Source organism: Proteus hauseri (assembly GCF_040139125.1).
In the GTDB taxonomy this organism is placed as follows: domain Bacteria; phylum Pseudomonadota; class Gammaproteobacteria; order Enterobacterales; family Enterobacteriaceae; genus Proteus; species Proteus hauseri_B.
This window is the reverse complement of the sequence record NZ_JBEEUB010000001.1, coordinates 602,747-619,693: the sequence shown is the minus strand read 5'-3', so window position 1 is coordinate 619,693 and position 16,947 is coordinate 602,747. Positions and strand designations below refer to the sequence as shown.

21 protein-coding genes are annotated in these 16,947 nt (G+C 41.8%); 10 read left to right on the top strand and 11 right to left on the bottom strand.

The window, feature by feature from the left end:
• Nucleotides 1-5: 5 nt before the first annotated feature.
• The 10 genes from flgC (at nt 6) to flgL (ending at nt 9,725) form a co-directional block, all read left to right on the top strand.
• Nucleotides 6-410 (top strand): flagellar basal body rod protein FlgC, encoded by a 405-nt coding sequence (gene flgC, locus ABN099_RS02855; protein ID WP_349462183.1) that lies wholly within the window; start codon nt 6-8, stop codon nt 408-410.
• A gap of 12 nt (nt 411-422) precedes the next feature.
• Complete coding sequence (locus ABN099_RS02850) at nt 423-1,256, top strand: flagellar hook assembly protein FlgD (protein WP_349462182.1); 834 nt, start codon at nt 423-425, stop codon at nt 1,254-1,256.
• A gap of 27 nt (nt 1,257-1,283) precedes the next feature.
• Nucleotides 1,284-2,495 (top strand): flagellar hook protein FlgE, encoded by a 1,212-nt coding sequence (flgE, locus tag ABN099_RS02845; protein ID WP_349462181.1) that lies wholly within the window; start codon nt 1,284-1,286, stop codon nt 2,493-2,495.
• A gap of 21 nt (nt 2,496-2,516) precedes the next feature.
• A complete protein-coding gene (locus tag ABN099_RS02840; RefSeq protein WP_349462180.1) occupies nt 2,517-3,272 on the top strand; it encodes a flagellar basal body rod protein FlgF in 756 nt (251 codons plus the stop codon).
• A gap of 19 nt (nt 3,273-3,291) precedes the next feature.
• Entirely contained in the window at nt 3,292-4,074 is a 783-nt protein-coding gene (gene flgG, locus ABN099_RS02835) for a flagellar basal-body rod protein FlgG (protein WP_349462179.1), read from the top strand.
• A gap of 63 nt (nt 4,075-4,137) precedes the next feature.
• Nucleotides 4,138-4,881 (top strand): flagellar basal body L-ring protein FlgH, encoded by a 744-nt coding sequence (locus ABN099_RS02830; protein ID WP_349462178.1) that lies wholly within the window; start codon nt 4,138-4,140, stop codon nt 4,879-4,881.
• A gap of 14 nt (nt 4,882-4,895) precedes the next feature.
• Nucleotides 4,896-6,002: a flagellar basal body P-ring protein FlgI gene (locus ABN099_RS02825; protein ID WP_349462177.1), complete on the top strand. Its 1,107-nt coding sequence runs from the start codon at nt 4,896-4,898 to the stop codon at nt 6,000-6,002.
• Nucleotides 6,002-6,988: a flagellar assembly peptidoglycan hydrolase FlgJ gene (gene flgJ / locus ABN099_RS02820; RefSeq protein ID WP_349462176.1), complete on the top strand. Its 987-nt coding sequence runs from the start codon at nt 6,002-6,004 to the stop codon at nt 6,986-6,988. Before ABN099_RS02825 ends, flgJ begins: the two co-directional genes overlap by 1 nt.
• Before the next feature lie 118 nt (nt 6,989-7,106).
• Entirely contained in the window at nt 7,107-8,747 is a 1,641-nt protein-coding gene (flgK, locus tag ABN099_RS02815; RefSeq protein WP_349462175.1) for a flagellar hook-associated protein FlgK, read from the top strand.
• A gap of 27 nt (nt 8,748-8,774) precedes the next feature.
• The gene (gene flgL, locus ABN099_RS02810) at nt 8,775-9,725 is read left to right on the top strand and encodes a flagellar hook-associated protein FlgL (RefSeq protein ID WP_349462174.1); all 951 of its coding nucleotides are present in this window, start codon (nt 8,775-8,777) and stop codon (nt 9,723-9,725) included.
• 92 nt (nt 9,726-9,817) lie between these two features.
• On the opposite strand, the gene ABN099_RS02805 is transcribed toward flgL, so the two are convergent.
• The 11 genes from ABN099_RS02805 to fliJ all read right to left on the bottom strand — a co-directional run bounded on the left by ABN099_RS02805 (nt 9,818) and on the right by fliJ (nt 16,913).
• Nucleotides 9,818-10,303, bottom strand: coding sequence for a GNAT family N-acetyltransferase (locus ABN099_RS02805; RefSeq protein ID WP_349462173.1), 486 nt, complete (start codon nt 10,301-10,303; stop codon nt 9,818-9,820).
• Nucleotides 10,291-10,557, bottom strand: coding sequence for a DUF1778 domain-containing protein (locus tag ABN099_RS02800; RefSeq protein ID WP_349462172.1), 267 nt, complete (start codon nt 10,555-10,557; stop codon nt 10,291-10,293). The genes ABN099_RS02805 and ABN099_RS02800 overlap by 13 nt, the downstream gene beginning before the upstream one ends.
• A 108-nt stretch (nt 10,558-10,665) precedes the next feature.
• Nucleotides 10,666-11,448, bottom strand: a complete 783-nt coding sequence (gene fliR, locus ABN099_RS02795; RefSeq protein WP_349462171.1) for a flagellar biosynthetic protein FliR — start codon at nt 11,446-11,448, stop codon at nt 10,666-10,668.
• A gap of 5 nt (nt 11,449-11,453) precedes the next feature.
• The gene (fliQ, locus tag ABN099_RS02790) at nt 11,454-11,723 is read right to left on the bottom strand and encodes a flagellar biosynthesis protein FliQ (RefSeq protein ID WP_064720361.1); all 270 of its coding nucleotides are present in this window, start codon (nt 11,721-11,723) and stop codon (nt 11,454-11,456) included.
• 14 nt (nt 11,724-11,737) lie between these two features.
• Nucleotides 11,738-12,508, bottom strand: a complete 771-nt coding sequence (gene fliP / locus ABN099_RS02785; protein WP_349462170.1) for a flagellar type III secretion system pore protein FliP — start codon at nt 12,506-12,508, stop codon at nt 11,738-11,740.
• A complete protein-coding gene (fliO, locus tag ABN099_RS02780; RefSeq protein ID WP_349462169.1) occupies nt 12,508-12,957 on the bottom strand; it encodes a flagellar biosynthetic protein FliO in 450 nt (149 codons plus the stop codon). The genes fliP and fliO overlap by 1 nt, the downstream gene beginning before the upstream one ends.
• Before the next feature lie 3 nt (nt 12,958-12,960).
• Nucleotides 12,961-13,371 carry a flagellar motor switch protein FliN gene (fliN, locus tag ABN099_RS02775; RefSeq protein WP_349462168.1) on the bottom strand — a complete coding sequence of 137 codons (411 nt, stop codon included), beginning with the start codon at nt 13,369-13,371 and terminating at the stop codon, nt 12,961-12,963.
• The gene (gene fliM / locus ABN099_RS02770; protein ID WP_064720357.1) at nt 13,364-14,395 is read right to left on the bottom strand and encodes a flagellar motor switch protein FliM; all 1,032 of its coding nucleotides are present in this window, start codon (nt 14,393-14,395) and stop codon (nt 13,364-13,366) included. Before fliM ends, fliN begins: the two co-directional genes overlap by 8 nt.
• 5 nt (nt 14,396-14,400) lie before the next feature.
• A complete protein-coding gene (gene fliL, locus ABN099_RS02765) occupies nt 14,401-14,883 on the bottom strand; it encodes a flagellar basal body-associated protein FliL (RefSeq protein ID WP_349462167.1) in 483 nt (160 codons plus the stop codon).
• A gap of 177 nt (nt 14,884-15,060) precedes the next feature.
• Nucleotides 15,061-16,467 carry a flagellar hook-length control protein FliK gene (locus tag ABN099_RS02760; RefSeq protein WP_349462166.1) on the bottom strand — a complete coding sequence of 469 codons (1,407 nt, stop codon included), beginning with the start codon at nt 16,465-16,467 and terminating at the stop codon, nt 15,061-15,063.
• On the bottom strand, nt 16,467-16,913 hold the full coding sequence (fliJ, locus tag ABN099_RS02755; RefSeq protein WP_349462165.1) for a flagellar export protein FliJ: 447 nt from the start codon (nt 16,911-16,913) through the stop codon (nt 16,467-16,469). The genes ABN099_RS02760 and fliJ overlap by 1 nt, the downstream gene beginning before the upstream one ends.
• Between the last annotated feature and the right edge of the window lie 34 nt (nt 16,914-16,947).

Below are 16,947 nucleotides of genomic sequence, written 5' to 3'. Positions count from 1 at the left end.
AGAGTATGTCTTTATTTAGTATTTTCGATATTTCAGGTTCGGCGCTTTCTGCACAATCACAGCGTTTAAACGTGAGTGCCAGTAATATGGCAAACGCAGACAGTGTTGCTGGTCCTGATGGCGATCCTTATCGCGCAAAACAAGTCGTTTTTCAGGTTAGTGCACCTGCTGGTCAAGAAATTGGTGGTGTGCGTGTGACTGAAGTGGTTGATGATCCAGCACCTTTTCGTATGGAGTATCAGCCGGGACATCCGTTTGCAGATGAAAAAGGCTATGTACGTATGCCTAATGTGGATGTTGTTGGCGAAATGATTAACACCATTTCAGCATCAAGAAGCTATCAAGCAAACGTTGAGGTGATGAATACCGCAAAATCACTGATGCAAAAAACATTAACAATAGGTCAATAGGGAGAATAAATTGTGGGTATTTCCTCCTCAATGAATGAACCTTATGATAATACGCTTATCGGGGAAACACCTTCTTCTTACCATACGAAAAAAAGTGGTAGTGAAGATATTAAAGGGAATTTCCTGACTCTTCTCATCACTCAGATGAAAAACCAAGACCCAACCAATCCGATGCAGAATAATGAGTTAACTACCCAGTTAGCTCAAATTTCGACAGTTGAAGGTATTGAGAAGCTCAATAAAACTGTAAATAACATTGTTGGGCAGATAGATCAAAGTCAGGCATTACGCGCTTCGTCTCTTGTTGGACGTGGTGTAATGGTGTCAGGTAATAAGATTGTCGTCTTTCAACCTACTGATGGTAAAGATGAAACTGAAGTCCCCGGCGATGGAGACGATACCACAGTACCAACACCTGATACGAAAGATAAGCAAATTCGTCAGCAAATGGGCGCTTATCAAGCCGATCCCGCTGATGCTAAAAAGCCTGATGGTGACCCGCTTTTTTCAACACCTTTTGGTTTTGAATTACTCACTCCTACCGATTCTCTTACCATCAACATCACTAATAGCAGTGGTGCAACGGTTCGTACAATCAATATGGATAAAAAGATGCTACCGGATGTTTATAACTTCTCTTGGGATTGTACTGATGAAGATGACAATCCTGTTCCAGCAGGAAGTTATAAATTTACCGTTAACGCCACGCTTAATGATGCTCAGGTCCCTGTTAAGACACTGAATTATGCGCTGGTGAATAGTGTGTCCATGGTAGATGGTACGCCTCGCCTCGATGTGGGCTTAGGCAATACCGTTTCATTGGATGAAATTCGTCAGGTTCTTTAATCAACACATATTCAACATGGAGGGCGCATGGCCTTTTCACAAGCAGTAAGTGGTTTAAACGCAGCAGCCGCTAATTTAGATACTATCGGTAACAATATTTCTAACTCAGCAACCTACGGCTTTAAAGGTGCAACAGTCTCTTTTGCTGATGTTTTTGCCGGTTCTGGTGCAGGTCTAGGGGTAAAAGTTTCCGGTATTAGCCAAAACTTTAAAGACGGTAGTATTACTACCACTAACCGTCCAACTGACGTTGCGATTTCTGGCGGCGGTTTTTTCCGTATTGAAGACCAAAATGGTGGCGTTTTCTATTCACGTAATGGTGAATTCGGTAAAGATAAAAACGGTTTCCTGACTAATATGCAAGGTATGCGTGTTACGGGTTACCCGGTAGTGCCTGATCCAACAACAGGAAAAAATATTGTCCAAAAAGGGGCAACACCTACACCTATTGTTATTCCTACCGATATGATGAATGCAAGTGAAACCACTACATTAGATATAACAGTTAATTTAAATTCAGATGAAGATAAACCAACTGTTTCTTTTGATGTTGCGAAAACAGATTCTTATAACTTTAGTACTAACGTTACCACCTATGACAGCTTAGGTAATGAGCATAATTTGAACTTATTTTTTGTCAAAAAAGATGACAATAAATGGGATGTTTATGCAAAAGATACAACGACTGGAGCCGCTGCTCAAAATCTAGGTGAAATTGAATACGAAAAAAATGGTGTATTAAAAGCCGGTGCTTTAGCTAATTTTACTACAGACCCTTATAAAGGTTCTAAAGGGGGATCAATTAAGCTTGATTTAGCAGGTAGCACCCAGCAAAAAGTCTCTGAATCAAGTGTGTCTAAATTAGCGCAAAACGGTTACCAAGCGGGTGAATTCACTAACTTCCGTATTGAGCAAGATGGCTCAATTATGGCGACCTATTCAAACCAACAAAGCCAAGTTGTTGGTCAAATTGCACTGGCTAACTTTGCAAATCCAGGCGGTTTAAACTCTCAAGGCGATAACATGTGGTCTGAAACCAATGGTTCAGGTTCACCTATCGTGGGTGTTGCAGGTTCTGGTGTATTTGGCAAATTAACCAATAACGCATTAGAAGCGTCTAACGTTGATATGAGCCAAGAACTGGTCAATATGATTGTTGCTCAACGTAACTATCAATCAAACGCACAAACTATCAAGACTCAGGATCAGATCCTTCAAACTCTGGTTAGCTTGCGCTAATAAAGCAGGAAATAATCTGTTATGGATCATGTGATTTATACCGCGATGGGCGGCGCTAGACACTCGATGGAAAATCAAGCTGTCGTGGCGAACAACTTAGCAAACGCATCAACGCCAGGATTCAAAGCGCAGCTTAGTGCAATGCGAGCTGTCCCTGTCAATGGCGACACCTTACCAACTCGTACATTAACGGTAGCGTCAACGCCTGGTAGCGATCAAAGTCAAGGAACGATGAACTATACCGGCCGCTCAATGGACGTTGCGTTAAGCGATAACGGTTATCTTGCCGTTCAGCTTGAAGACGGTACTGAAGCGTATACCCGAAACGGGAATATTGAACGTAACGCTGACGGCATGTTAATGGTACAAGGCAGATTGCTGATGGGGGATAACGGTGCGATAGAAGTCCCGCCTCAGGCAAATGTCAGTATTGCCAATAACGGGATTGTAACGGCGCATGTGCCAACTGATCCGCCAAAAATGTTAGGGCAAATTGGTCGTCTGAAATTGGTAAAACCAGAACAAAACGATTTAGTTCGTGGTGATGATGGTCTGTTTCATCTTTCACCACAAGGCACCGCACGTGCTGGTGGTGAACTACCCGTTGATGACAGCGTAAAAGTGCTAGCAGGTGTGTTGGAAGGCAGTAACGTTAATCCAGCAGAAGCCATGGTCGATATGATAGCAAACGCAAGACGTTTTGAGATGCAAATGAAGGTTATTCATAGCGCGGATGAAAATGCGCAAAAGGCTAACCAATTGCTATCACTGAGTTAAATAGTGTAAGGGGATAACCATGATCCGTTCTTTATGGATTGCTAAAACTGGGTTGGATGCACAACAAACCAATATGGATGTGATTTCCAACAACCTAGCAAACGTCAGCACCAATGGTTTTAAACGCCAACGTGCAGTGTTTGAAGATTTACTGTATCAAAATATCCGTCAACCGGGTGCCATGACATCTGAACAGACAAATGCACCTTCAGGTTTACAGATTGGTACCGGTGTTCGTCCTGTTGCGACAGAGCGTCTACATAGTCAAGGTAACTTGGCTCAAACTAATGGTACGCGTGATGTGGCTATCAAAGGACAGGGTTTTTTCCATGTTCAATTACCTGATGGCACAGATGCTTATACCCGTGATGGTGCATTTCAAATGGATCAAAACGGTCAGCTAGTGACAACGAGTGGTTTCCAAGTTGTTCCAGCAATTATCCTGCCTGAAACCGCTAAAAAAGTAACTATTGGTCGTGATGGTACGGTAAGTGTTGAGATTGAAGGTGATCCTGCACCACAACAAGTGGGTCAATTAACCTTAACGACCTTTATTAATGATAGCGGCTTAGAAAGTGTTGGTGAAAACCTGTATTTAGAAACCGCAAGTTCGGGCGCACCAACCGAAAATGCACCGGGTATTAACGGCGCAGGCTTGCTGTATCAGGGATATGTTGAAACCTCAAACGTTAACGTTGCTGAAGAGCTGGTCAATATGATCCAGACTCAACGCGCTTATGAAATTAACAGTAAAGCGATTTCAACCTCTGATCAGATGTTACAGAAACTAACGCAGCTCTAATTTCGTTTGTTCATTAGCCTGACAGTATGTTCTGTCAGGCGTTTTACTAAAAGAGTATCGAAGATGGATACAAAGGTCATTACTGACAATTCTGGGGCAAGAAAGCTTAGTGTCAGATGGCGTCGTCATCAGCGTTTAGGTACCGCCCTGTTGGTACTGACACTGGCAGGATGCGCTCATATCCCCAAAAAACCGTTGGTTGAAGGTCAAACAACCGCTGTGCCAACAGCGCCTACTGCTCCTGCACCTAATGGCTCGATTTTTCAATCAACTCAGCCAGTTTATTTTGGTTATCAGCCTCTATTTGAAGATAGACGCCCACGAAATATCGGCGATACGTTGACTATTACGTTGCAAGAGAATGTAAGCGCGAGCAAAAACTCTTCAGCAAATGCCAGCCGTAATGGTAAAGCAGGATTTCTTGCTTCGATTACACCCGGGTTTTTGGAAGGATTGTTTGGTAATAGCCGTACTGATATGGGTATGGAAGGTAATAGTGATTTTGGTGGTAAAGGGGGTGCAAATGCCAACAATACCTTTAAAGGAACAATCACTGTCACCGTTGATCAGTTATTAGCTAATGGAAACTTACATGTCATTGGTGAAAAACAGATAGCTATTAATCAGGGTACTGAATTTATTCGTTTTTCTGGTGTTGTGAATCCACGAACAATCAGTGGCGCAAACTCAGTAAACTCAACCCAAGTTGCTGATGCTCGTATTGAATATATCGGAGACGGTTATATCAATGAAGCACAGTCTATGGGATGGCTACAACGCTTCTTCTTGAATGTGTCACCTTTTTAATGAGTAGGATCCAGATGAAAAAAATAGCGATTAGCCTTTTCTTTATCGTGCTGACATGTGTCGGTTTTTCCGCCCATGCCGAACGGATCAGAGATCTCACCTCGGTTGAAGGGGTAAGAGAAAATGCGCTGATTGGTTATGGTTTGGTGGTGGGTTTAGATGGAACGGGTGACCAAACAATGCAAACCCCGTTTACCACACAAAGTCTGAATAACATGCTCTCGCAACTAGGGATAACTGTACCACCAGGCACCAATATGCAGTTAAAAAACGTTGCTGCGGTAATGATAACGGCAAAATTACCGCCTTTTGGCCGAACTGGGCAATCTATTGATGTCGTGGTTTCATCATTAGGTAATGCGAAAAGTCTACGCGGTGGTACTTTACTGATGACACCATTAAAAGGTGTTGATAATCAGGTCTATGCCTTAGCGCAAGGTAATATTATTGTTGGTGGTGCAGGCGCATCTGCGGGTGGTAATAGCGTAAAAGTAAACCAGCTGGCGGGTGGTCGTATTAGCAATGGTGCCATTATTGAACGTGAATTGCCTTCTCAGTTTGGTCAATCTGGGCTGTTAAATTTACAGCTTAATGAAGAAAACTTCACTTTAGCTCAGCATATTTCAGACACCGTCAATAAGTTACGTGGTGTCGGTACCGCAATTCCATTAGATGCTCGTACTGTTCAGTTGCGAGTTCCTATTGGTAAAAGTGAGCAAGTGCGCTTTTTAGCTGAAGTCCAAAATCTTGAGATTAAACGTGTTGTTGCTGATGCCAAAGTAATAATCAACGCAAGAACCGGTTCTGTTGTTATGAACCGCGATGTGACATTGGGAAGTTGTGCTATCGCGCAAGGTAACTTATCTGTCACGGTGGATAGCCAAGTCAATGTTAGCCAGCCAAATACACCCTTTGCGGGTGGTAGCACGGTCGTTACTCGTAATACTAGCGTGAATATGAGCGAGCAAGGCGGTTCATTACAACAAGTGAATGCCAGTGCGAGCCTTAATGAAGTGATCCGTACATTAAATGCATTAGGTGCAACACCAACCGATTTAATGTCGATACTTCAAGCGATGGAAAGTGCGGGTTGTCTACGTGCGAGATTGGAGATTATCTGATGAAAGATTTATCTCTGCTTTCTTCAATGCCAAACATCTCAACGCCGGCATATGACAGCAATGCATTGAATAAACTTAAATATCAGGTTGGACAAAATGCCGATCAACAAGGGCTGCGCCAAGTGGCGCAGCAACTTGAAGGTGTTTTTGTACAAATGATGTTAAAGAGCATGCGAGATGCCGTGCCGCAAGACAGTATGTTCAATTCAGAAAGCACCAAAATGTATACCTCACTTTATGATCAACAAATCTCTCAAGACTTATCGAGAAAAGGCTTGGGATTTGCTGACATGATAGAAAAACAGCTATCAGCCAAAGTGACGATGGAACCTAGTGAAATGGCAGGTAAAACGCCAATGCCATTAGATAGCAGTGATATTTTCCAATCAATGCCAACACAGGCATTAGGACAACTCTATCGTGCAATGCAGCCGTACCAAAATGCGGTTGAAAGTACGATAGGTAAGTTGAAAGGATTATCTGAAAACAGTGCTTCTTTTGCCGCTAAATTATTAGGTCCAGCTAAAGAAGCAACAGAAGGTACAGGTGTTCACCATTTACTGGTAGTGGCACAGGCTGCATTAGAATCAGGTTGGGGTAAACGTGAAATTTTAACTGGCGAAGGTAAGCCAAGTTATAACTTATTCGGTATTAAAGCAGGCAACAGTTGGAAAGGACCTGTAACGAATATTATGACGACTGAGGTTATTGACGGTAAATCGATAAAAATGCGTGATAATTTCCGTGTTTATGACTCTTATGTTGATGCCATTCAAGACTACCTACGCTTGATTACACAAAGCCCTCGTTATGCGCAAGTACCTAAAGCGCAAACCCCAGAGCAAGCCGCTTATCGTATCCAAGAAGCGGGTTATGCGACCGATCCGGGCTATGCCAAAAAACTGGTTTCTATTATTGGTCAATTAAAAGGTAGTGGCGATCAAGTTGCTAAAACCTATACCCACGACTTAAGCGATTTATTTTAATTATTTTCCCCTCAAGTTTAGAGGGGAAGAACCGATAATAAAGACCAGAGCATTCATTCCAACTGCCCAGTTATGCTCCGTACATACGGGAGATGACTAAACGTAAAAGGATAGACAAATGTCCAACAGTTTAATTAATACAGCGATGAGCGGACTTAATGCGGCACAAGCTGCGATGAGCACTATCAGTAATAACATCGCTAACTCAAATGTTAAATGGTACAACCGTCAGATGACTGTTTTTAATGAAAACGGTGGAACGATGACCGGTAATGGTTATATCGGTAATGGCGTTAATGTCAGCCGTATTCATCGTGAATATAATGAATTCCTTGCAGGTCAAATGAACCGTGCAATGGCAAAACAGAGCGCCCTAAACAGTTATACCAGCAATATTGCACAGATTAATGATCTGTTAGCTGATAAAGGCAATGACGTTTCTACCGCGATTGATGAATTTTTTACTAGCTTACCAAACGTAACCAATAACGCCGAAGATAATCCAGCACGTACAACGGTGATTGGTAAAGCTGAAGCGATGGTAAATATGTTTACTAAAGCGGATCAATCACTGCGTGATTTGGAAAAAGATATTAATAGTCAAGTGAACAACACGACTAAAAATATCAATGAATACAGCAAACAAATCGCTAAGTTGAACAATGAAATTAGTCGTTCTAAAGGCTTTAATGGCGCTGATCCTAATGACTTGCTTGACCAACGTGACCGTTTAATTCAAGAGCTAAACACCTTAGTTGATGTGCAAGTGACCCAACAAGACGGTGGTTTTGTTAACGTCACTTTTGCCAATGGATTGCCGCTGGTTTCAGGAACGCGTTCTTATGAAGTTTCTGCCATTCCTTCAAACAAAAATAGCGAACGTACTGTTATCGGTTATAGCAACGGTATCGACGAAGTTCGTGAAGTTGATGCCAAACGTATTAATGGTGGTGAATTAGGCGGGGCTTATCGTAGCCGTGAAGAGGTGCTAGACCCAAGCCGTAATCAATTAAACCAATTAGCATTAGTACTGGGCGACCAATTTAATAAACAGCATGAGCAAGGCTTTGATTTAAATGGCGACAAAGGTGAGAAGTTCTTTAACCTTGGTGGCGCTCATGTTATGCCTAATGGCAAAAATACAGGTGACGCTGCATTTAAAGTTGAGTATGGCGATACCAAAACAGTGCAAGCCGCAGACTATACCGTTAAATATGAAGGCGGTAAGTGGAATGTGACGGTTGAACCCGGCAATCGTAAGTTTGAAGCAACGCCGAATGGTGCGGGTGAATTAGAATTTGAAGGCATGAAAATTGGCATAACAGGAACACCAAAAGAGGGCGACTCTATTGTTGTTCAACCTGTTGGTAACGTGATCGCAGGTATGAGTGTTGCAATTACTGATCCAAGTAAAATTGCTGCTGCTGGTGAAAAAGACACCGGACCAAGCGATAACGAAAACATGAAAAAAATGTTTGAGTTACCTGATGAAAAAATCATTAATGGCAAAACCACGATTGCAGGTGCTTATGGCTCACTGATTAGTATGGTGGGTAATAAAGTGAACACGGCGCAAGTTGACTTTGATGCACAGGTTTCTATCACCAAAAGCATACAGGAACAACAGCAGTCTGTTTCTGGTGTGAACATGGATGAAGAATACGGCGAGATGTATCGTATTCAAGAATATTACATGTCGAATGCGAAAGTTATTCAAACGGCAAACAGCATGTTTGATGCGATTATGCAAATTTTCTAAGCCTTCATCAGAATAAGGAATAACACTGTGCGTTTAAGTTCAAATCAAATTTACAGCCAGCGAATGGATAATATTACCTCTTCGCAAAGCAAATGGATGACTGAAGGAAATAAAATCTCCAGTGGTCGTCGTGTTGAAAAGCCCTCTGATGACCCGATGGCGGCATCACAAGCGGTTATGGTTAAGCAATCTGAATCACGTAATCAGCAATATGCGACTGCGCGTGGATTTGCAAAAAACAGCATGTCTTTGCAAATGAGCTTATCTAGCCAAATGGTTAATATTACAACCAAAATTCAAGAAACATTGGTTGCAGCAGGTAACGACGCCACATTAAGTGACGAAGACCGTGCATCATTGGCTGATCAACTCAGTGGTTTAAAAGATCAATTAGTGGGTATTGGTAATACTAAAGATGGTGTAGGTCGCTATATTTTTGCGGGCTTCCAATCGGATAAGCCTCCTTTTGTTGCAGATGCAGCAGGGAAAATCACTTATCAAGGCGGCGAAAAGCAAATTACGCAAAAAGTGGATAGCAATATCGAAATGACCACCAACTTTACGGGGATTGAAACACTGCAATCTTCAGGTGGTGTAGGTACAGAGCCTGATATTTTTAACGCATTAGATGATGCGATTACCGCGCTACGTACACCACTGAAAGATGATCCTAATGCTGAAACACTGCGTAAAGATGCACTTGAAAAGATTGACGAGGCAAACCGCGTTAATCGTGCAACCTTAAATAACATCTCAAGTGTTGAAGCTAAATTAGGCTTACAACTTCAAGAGCTTGATAATTTAGATGATTTAGGTGCGGATACGTCACTAAGAAATGCAAAACGCTTAAGTGAACTACGTGATTTGGATTGGACTCAAGCGATTTCTGAGTACTACCAAGAAGAGTCTGTACTGCAAGCCTCTTACAAAGTATTTAACGATATGAAAGGTATGTCGATGTTTGCGATGTATCGCTAAAATTATTTTCCTGTGTTGTCTCGCGACACATTGATGTTTCCCCTGATATTGATTTATCAGGGGATTTTTTTATTTGAATAGACTCATTAGGTCTATTTTTTTAATGCTAAAAAGAGGGTGTTTTCTTGTGTTGATGAAATTTTAAAACCATTATAAAGATAAAACTGTTTGGCATTTTCTGTGAGAGCATGAACCATAATTGCTTTAACACCAATATTTTCAGCAACATGGTAACAGCGTAAAACAGCATCCCGTAATAAATCGGCACCAAGACCTTTTCCATGAAAGGATATATCAACAGCAAGTCTCGCTAAAATGATCACGGGTATTGGATCTGGCATATTGCGACGAATATGGCGCATTGCTTCGGTATGATTAACACTTCCTGTAGCTAAAGAATAATAGCCAACAACATGATGGCTACCTTCTTCACAGACCACAAAAGTACGAGATGCACCTAATAATTGGTTTTTTAAACCCCGCTGTTTTATCCAGTTATCTAATACACTTTCACTACTATAAAAATCTGCCACTTCATGTGAACTTGATAACGGCTCAGGTGCTATTATTTTTCCCATAATGGTTTTCTCGTTAATAACTTTTCAAGAGCAGGGTCAATATCAACCGGCGCATCAATAATTTCTATAAATTCCGCATATTGGGCATCATTTAAATTAAAGGTTCTACGGTCTAAAATGACATCTTCAGCAGCTTGGCATGCTGTCTCAAGAATAAAGTCAGTACGAGATTTATGGAGAATTTCAGCAGCAGTATCAATAAGTGTGCGTTGTGATTCTTTAGCGCGAATGTTGAGTTGTACATCTGATTTCATACCACGCCTCCTTGTATAGCAATTGATATACAACCATTGTAGAATAAACAAACAATATTGGCTATAGAAAGCTAAAAAAGAAATAAGAAGGTGAAAATAGGTTTTTTATTAAGAAACCAACTGCTGCAATATTAATGTAATTCGATTAAACGTATCGCTAAAGACACGTTCAGTAAAGACAGGGAGTGCTGGCATTATCATCGACATCGCTAAAATACCCACCGTTAATGTGAGTGGGAAGCCAACCACAAACACGGATAGCTGTGGTGTCATGCGATTTAAAATACCTAATGAAAGATTTAGCACCAAGAGAAGGGTGATAAGTGGCATTGCTAACATCATACCGTTAATGAAAATAGCACCTGCACTTTGAACTAAAGTTAAAAAAGCTAAAGAGTTAAAGGTTTGATTTTCTATCGGAACAACATAGAAAGTATCAACTAAAATAGATAATAGCCATAAATGCCCATCAAATACCATAAACAGTAACATGGTAAGCATATTAAAAATACGCGCAAGAATGGGCATATTGGGTCCACCTGATGGGTCAAAGAATGTTGCAAAGGAGAGACCCATTTGCAAACCAATCACCTCACCGGCATGGCGTACAGAGGCAAATGCCATCTGCATTGCTAAGCCTAAAAGAGTCCCAATAAGGATCTGTTGGAGTAGCACCCAAAACGCGATTATCGAAAATAGCGGAATATTATTTGGTGGCAATCCGGGTGCAACCAATGCAGTGATAAGAAAGGCTAACGCAATACGAAACTTTTTTGGTGTCTGTTTTTCACTAAAAAGCGGTGCTGTGCTAAAAAGCGCAAGGATCCGTACAAATGGCCAGAAAAAATCACTAATGTAGCCGGTAAGCATTTCACTGGTCAGGGTCATCATTGCAATTAACCAATCATTCCTGGAATACCCGTAAATAAGTTACGCATATAATCTAATAACAAACTGAGCATCCAAGGTCCTGCAACTAAAATAGCCGCCAGTACTGCAAGGATCTTAGGAATAAACGACAACGTCATTTCGTTTATTTGCGTTGCAGCTTGAAGCATACTGATGACTAAACCAGTAACAAGCGCAGAAAGTAATAATGGACCCGCAAGGGACAAAGCGATTTTCATCGCTTCTGTGCCAAGTGCTAGAACGGATTCTGGTGTCATAAATAACCTCAGCGCTAATGAAAGAAGCTTTGTGCTAATGAACCCAGTATTAACTGCCAGCCATCAACTAACACAAATAGCATGAGCTTAAAGGGGAGAGATACCGTAGCAGGAGGTACCATCATCATACCAAGCGCCATTAAAACACTGGCAACCACCAAGTCGATAATTAAGAAAGGAATAAATATCATAAAACCAATTTGGAATGCCGTTTTTAGTTCACTGGTAATGTAAGCCGGAACTAATATGCGCATTGGTACACTTTCGCGAGTCTCAAATGCAGGTGCGTCTGCAAGACGCGCAAATAGCGCTAAATCTGTCTCACGTGTTTGTTGCATCATAAATTCACGTAGTGGTTTAGCACCATTATCTAACGCTTGTTCAAAAGAGATTTTATCTTCACTAAATGGCATATAAGCATCTTGATAAATTTTATCAAAAACCGGTGCCATAATGAAAAAGGTCATAAATAAGGCAAGACCAAGAACCACTTGGTTTGGCGGCGCTGAAGGTGTACCTAACGCATTACGTAATAAGCCCAGCACAATAATAATACGTGTAAAACTGGTCATCATCAGTAAAACAGCAGGAATAAACCCAAGCGCTGTAATAAAGATTAATGTTTGTACCGGTAATGACCAACTTTGACCGCCACCAGGTAACGATTGAGTAACAAGACCTGGAAATTGAGCAAACGCGCTGCTAGGTAATAGTGACAAAATCAGCACACTAGCAAAGAGATGCCAGCGCTTTAATGCGTTAAAAAAAGAGACACATTGATGCATTATGAGTTGCCTTTATCTCGCTTTAGCGTTTTTTGTAATAATTGGGTAAATAGTGGAGATGCGGGTGATGCGGTCGCTTCCTGCGAGGCGTTATCAGGGATAGGTAATTTATGTAACAGATTAATCTGCGACGCAGTTACCCCTAATACTAGCCATTCCTGTTCAATTTCAACAACTACCACACGTTCTTTAGCACCTAATGAACAACTTGCTTTAACGTTAAGTTGAGCTTGAGTGCCTTTAAATGTTCCACGAGTTAATCCGAAACGACGGAATAACCACATTGCGACAATGATAAGAACAATAATTCCTGCAAGTGCCGTACTGACTTGCGCAAGGCTTTGACCTACAGGTAAAGGCGGTTGAGCAACGGTTTGAACAGTCTGTGTTGTAGCGGGTGCGGCAGTTATCTCCGCACCTTGGCTGGAAAAGGAAGGAAGCTGTTCCATAAATTAACGACTCAGACGACGCATACGTTCTGATGGCGTAATGATATCGGTAATACGGATGCCATATTTATCAGAAACAACAACAACTTCACCCTGAGCAATCAAATAGCCATTGATAAGGATATCAAGGGGTTCTCCTGCTAAACCATCAAGTGAAACGACAGAACCTTGTGAAAGGCTAAGTAATTTTTTGATAGTCATTTTGGTGCGACCTAACTCGACTGTTAATTTGACTGGAATATCCATAATCAAATTGATATCAGACAGATGGCTTAGCGCATCCTCTTCTGGTAACAGGTGCTCAAATAAATCGGAACCATTGTCCTGGCTTTTCCCAGTTTGCTGTTCCATTGCTTCAGCCCACATATCTTCAGCAGGTTGTGAATTATCAGTTGGGCGATTCGCATCACTCATCGGTTTGTTCCTCATCCAGAGCGTTTAAAACAGGGTTAATTAGGTGTTCAACACGTAAGGCATACTGCCCATTTACCGTACCATACTGGCTGGTCAATACAGGTACACCATCAACATGTGCAATCAATCTTTCCGGTTTATCAATAGGGATAACATCCCCTTGTTTTAGTGTAAGCACTTTTGATAAACGTAATGGGACATCAGTAAAATTGGCAACCAATTCAAGTTCTGAATGTTGAACTTGATTGACTAAGCTATCTAACCAGATCCCATCTTCTTGACGGACATTCTCAATAGGTGGATTAATCAGTCGTTCACGTAACGGTTCAATCATGGCAAAAGGAATACAGATACTAAATTCCCCAACCATTGAACCGATTTCTACCTGAAAAGGTGTCGTAACAACGATGTCATTCGGTGATGAGGTGATATTAGTAAATTTAACCTGCATCTCTGAACGCACATATTCAACTTGAATTTTGAATATGGAATCCCAAGCATCACGGTAGGCATCAAGTGCCAGTTTCAACATTTTGTTGATAATCCGTTGCTCTGTGTTTGTAAACTCACGGCCTTCCACAGGGATAGGAAAACGGCCATCACCACCAAACAGGTTATCAACCGCGATATAAACCAGATTCGGTTCAAAGGTAAATAACGCTGTGCCACGTAACGGTTTTAAATGTACCAAGTTCAGGTTAGTTGGTACGGGTAAGTTACGAGCAAAGTCGTGATAAGGGTGAATTTTAACGCCACCAACAGTAATATCTGGACTCCGACGGAGCATGTTAAACAGCCCCATACGGAATTGACGAGCAAAGCGTTCGTTAATAATTTCTAACGACTGTAAACGTTCACGAACTACACGGCGTTGCGTGTTAGGGTCATAAGGCTGAATATCCGGTTCATTCGGATCCTTCGCTATCGCAGGTTCCCTGTTCGCGCTTTTTTGGGCGTCGTCACCTGATGTGTCATCATTCAGCAGAGCATCTATCTCTGCCTGTGAAAGGATATTATCGCTCATAATGATTATCGCAGAATAAACGTGGTAAACAGTACATCGGAAAGGATCTGTTCAGATTCTCCCGGTACGAGAGTCGGTCTCAGCGTTTCTTTTACATCAGTCATTAGTTGGAGTTTTCCATTATCTGTCGCAAGCTTGTTGGCTTGTTGACGGGAAAGAAGTAATAACAACCGGCTGCGGACTTCGGGTAAGTAGTCATGCAGACGTTTACGAGTGTCGTCATTATGTAATCGTAATGTGATACCTATATAGAGCACTCTATCTAAGTGTTCTTCGTCATCAATTAGATTTACAGTAAAGGGTTCTAATGACATAAAAACGGGGGCCGGTATAACTTTTTGCTGACTTGTGCCCGCTGTACCTGATTTAGCATGCTTCAATGCCCACCAACTATATCCACCGAATGCCGCTGCAATAATGGCGACCACCAATAATACGATGATCAGAATTAAGCTATAGCTTTTACGTTCATTGCTGTAATTAGACATGGACAGTTAAATTCCTGTTTTGTAGTGGATACGTGTTCACTGTTGTGGACTTCCATATCCATCTAAATCAACCTTAATTATCCCGCTATTTCTATTTTTTAATTGCAGAAACAGATAGGGAAAAAACCATTAACTCTTACGTTTATTGACATAGTGTGTCCTCCCAATACATTTGTATTAGGCAAAAATATCGACGCCACCACGAGCAGATGCTAATTCTTGCGGCGTAAGAGTTATCTTTTGTAGTGCCGTTTCAGAGGCTAATTGCAGAGAATTACCCTCACTTCCTTGATGATTATCGGCACCATCTCCACTAAATTGAGAGGAATCTGACATATTTTCTTGTTGCCAACCGTCTTGACTGTCGCTAGACACTTGACTTTGCGTGAGCTGGATCCCATTTTCAGAGAGCGCTTGACGCAAATGGTGGATGGCATTTTCTAATACAGCACGAACTTGCCCGTTCTGTGAAGCAAGATGTAACTGTGCCTGACCATCTTCTATCTTCATTCGAATGTGCAATGAACCTAGCTCTTCAGGGTGTAAACGCAACTCTGCTTTTTGTAAACCATTACGGCTAAACATCACAATTTGTTGATTTAATTGCTGTTGCCACTCCGGTGTACCCACTTGTGCGTTTAATACCTGTGTTGCCATAGGTGAAAAATGAACTTGAGGTTGGTTTATCGCAGATGTTTGTGTCCCCGCGATAGCGTGTGAAGCAAAAGAAGAGCTCGTTGATAACGTATTATGAAGGTCTCTTTCAGCAACACTATTTGCTGCAACAACTTGCTGAGCTGCATTTTCAGTTAACTTATTCGCTGATAGCTGCTTATCACCATTAAGCAGTGAATTCACTTTCTCTGCTGTTGGTGTTAACAATGAAGCGAAAGACTCTGTTTTCTTCGCTGGCTTCTCATTTGGCGCTACTGATGAACCTTGAGTAGCTAATGCCGCAGTTTCAGGGCGTAATTGTGCTAATAATGATTTCTCATCAGACTTTACAAGATGTTGTTTATCGGAAAGGTTGAGATCCGATAATACATCACTGTCTTTTGAAACAGAATTAGCCAAAGACGCCAAACCATTTTCTCGGTTTTGCAAGTGAGATTGCTGTAATGACTGAGCAAGATGTTCAGGTGTAAGAGCGCCGCGTTTTAATCCCGGTAATCCTGCTAATTGAACTGGAAGCTCAGCGGCAAGCTCTTCTGCGGACATTAACGAAGGTGCGGTTTTATTCTCAAGAATGCCAGCAAACTGTTCGTTATCAGGTAAAGAGAGGGCTAGGGGAGATTTCTCTTGAGGCAGGTTCTCTTCGATAAGGGACTGTGTAGCAACAGATACGATGCTATTGTCGTCCTCTTTGCTCTTATTTTTATTCTCTTCAGAGTGAAGATGTGCCTTATTCTCTTTTGGTGATTGACCTTCGATATGGGCAGTTTTTTTATCACTCTGAGCATTCTGAGATTGACCGCTCAGTAGTTGAGCAAATGTCGAAGCATTATCACCGGGCTGACTATTTGTCGAGGATGTCGGTCCCGGAGATGGTGCTGTGACATCCATAGTCAGAAGCGTTATCTCCATTAAGTTGTTCTCCGTAAAGTACTACGCTGTGCGTACTCGTCCATTTGTTTCTGTTCAATACGATCAAGATGTCGCTTACGGCTATCCTCAGCACGCTGCTCCAAAGTCTCAAATGCATTGAGCCGTTGCTGTTTTTCTCTCCATTGGTCAGTCGCTAAATCTAACTGTTCCTGCCAATGGCGAAGTTGCTGTTTATGTTGCTCGATAGTAAGTTCGAGAGTTTTGAGAAACTGCTGGTAGTTCTGCCACGATGCTGATGACATTCCCCCTAAATTTAGTGTCTCATTCAAACGCACTCGGTATTCATCCTGATACCCGATCAACATATTGAGTTGCTGTTCCATTTGTTGATGACTCTGCCGGACCTGAGCCAGTTGAATAGCGGCTTGTTCAGCCGCTGTCTGTGCCAGTTCTCTCAGTGTCACTAAAGGTGACTGCTCCCGCATTGGAACCCTCTTTACTTTCTCTGATTATGTTCAG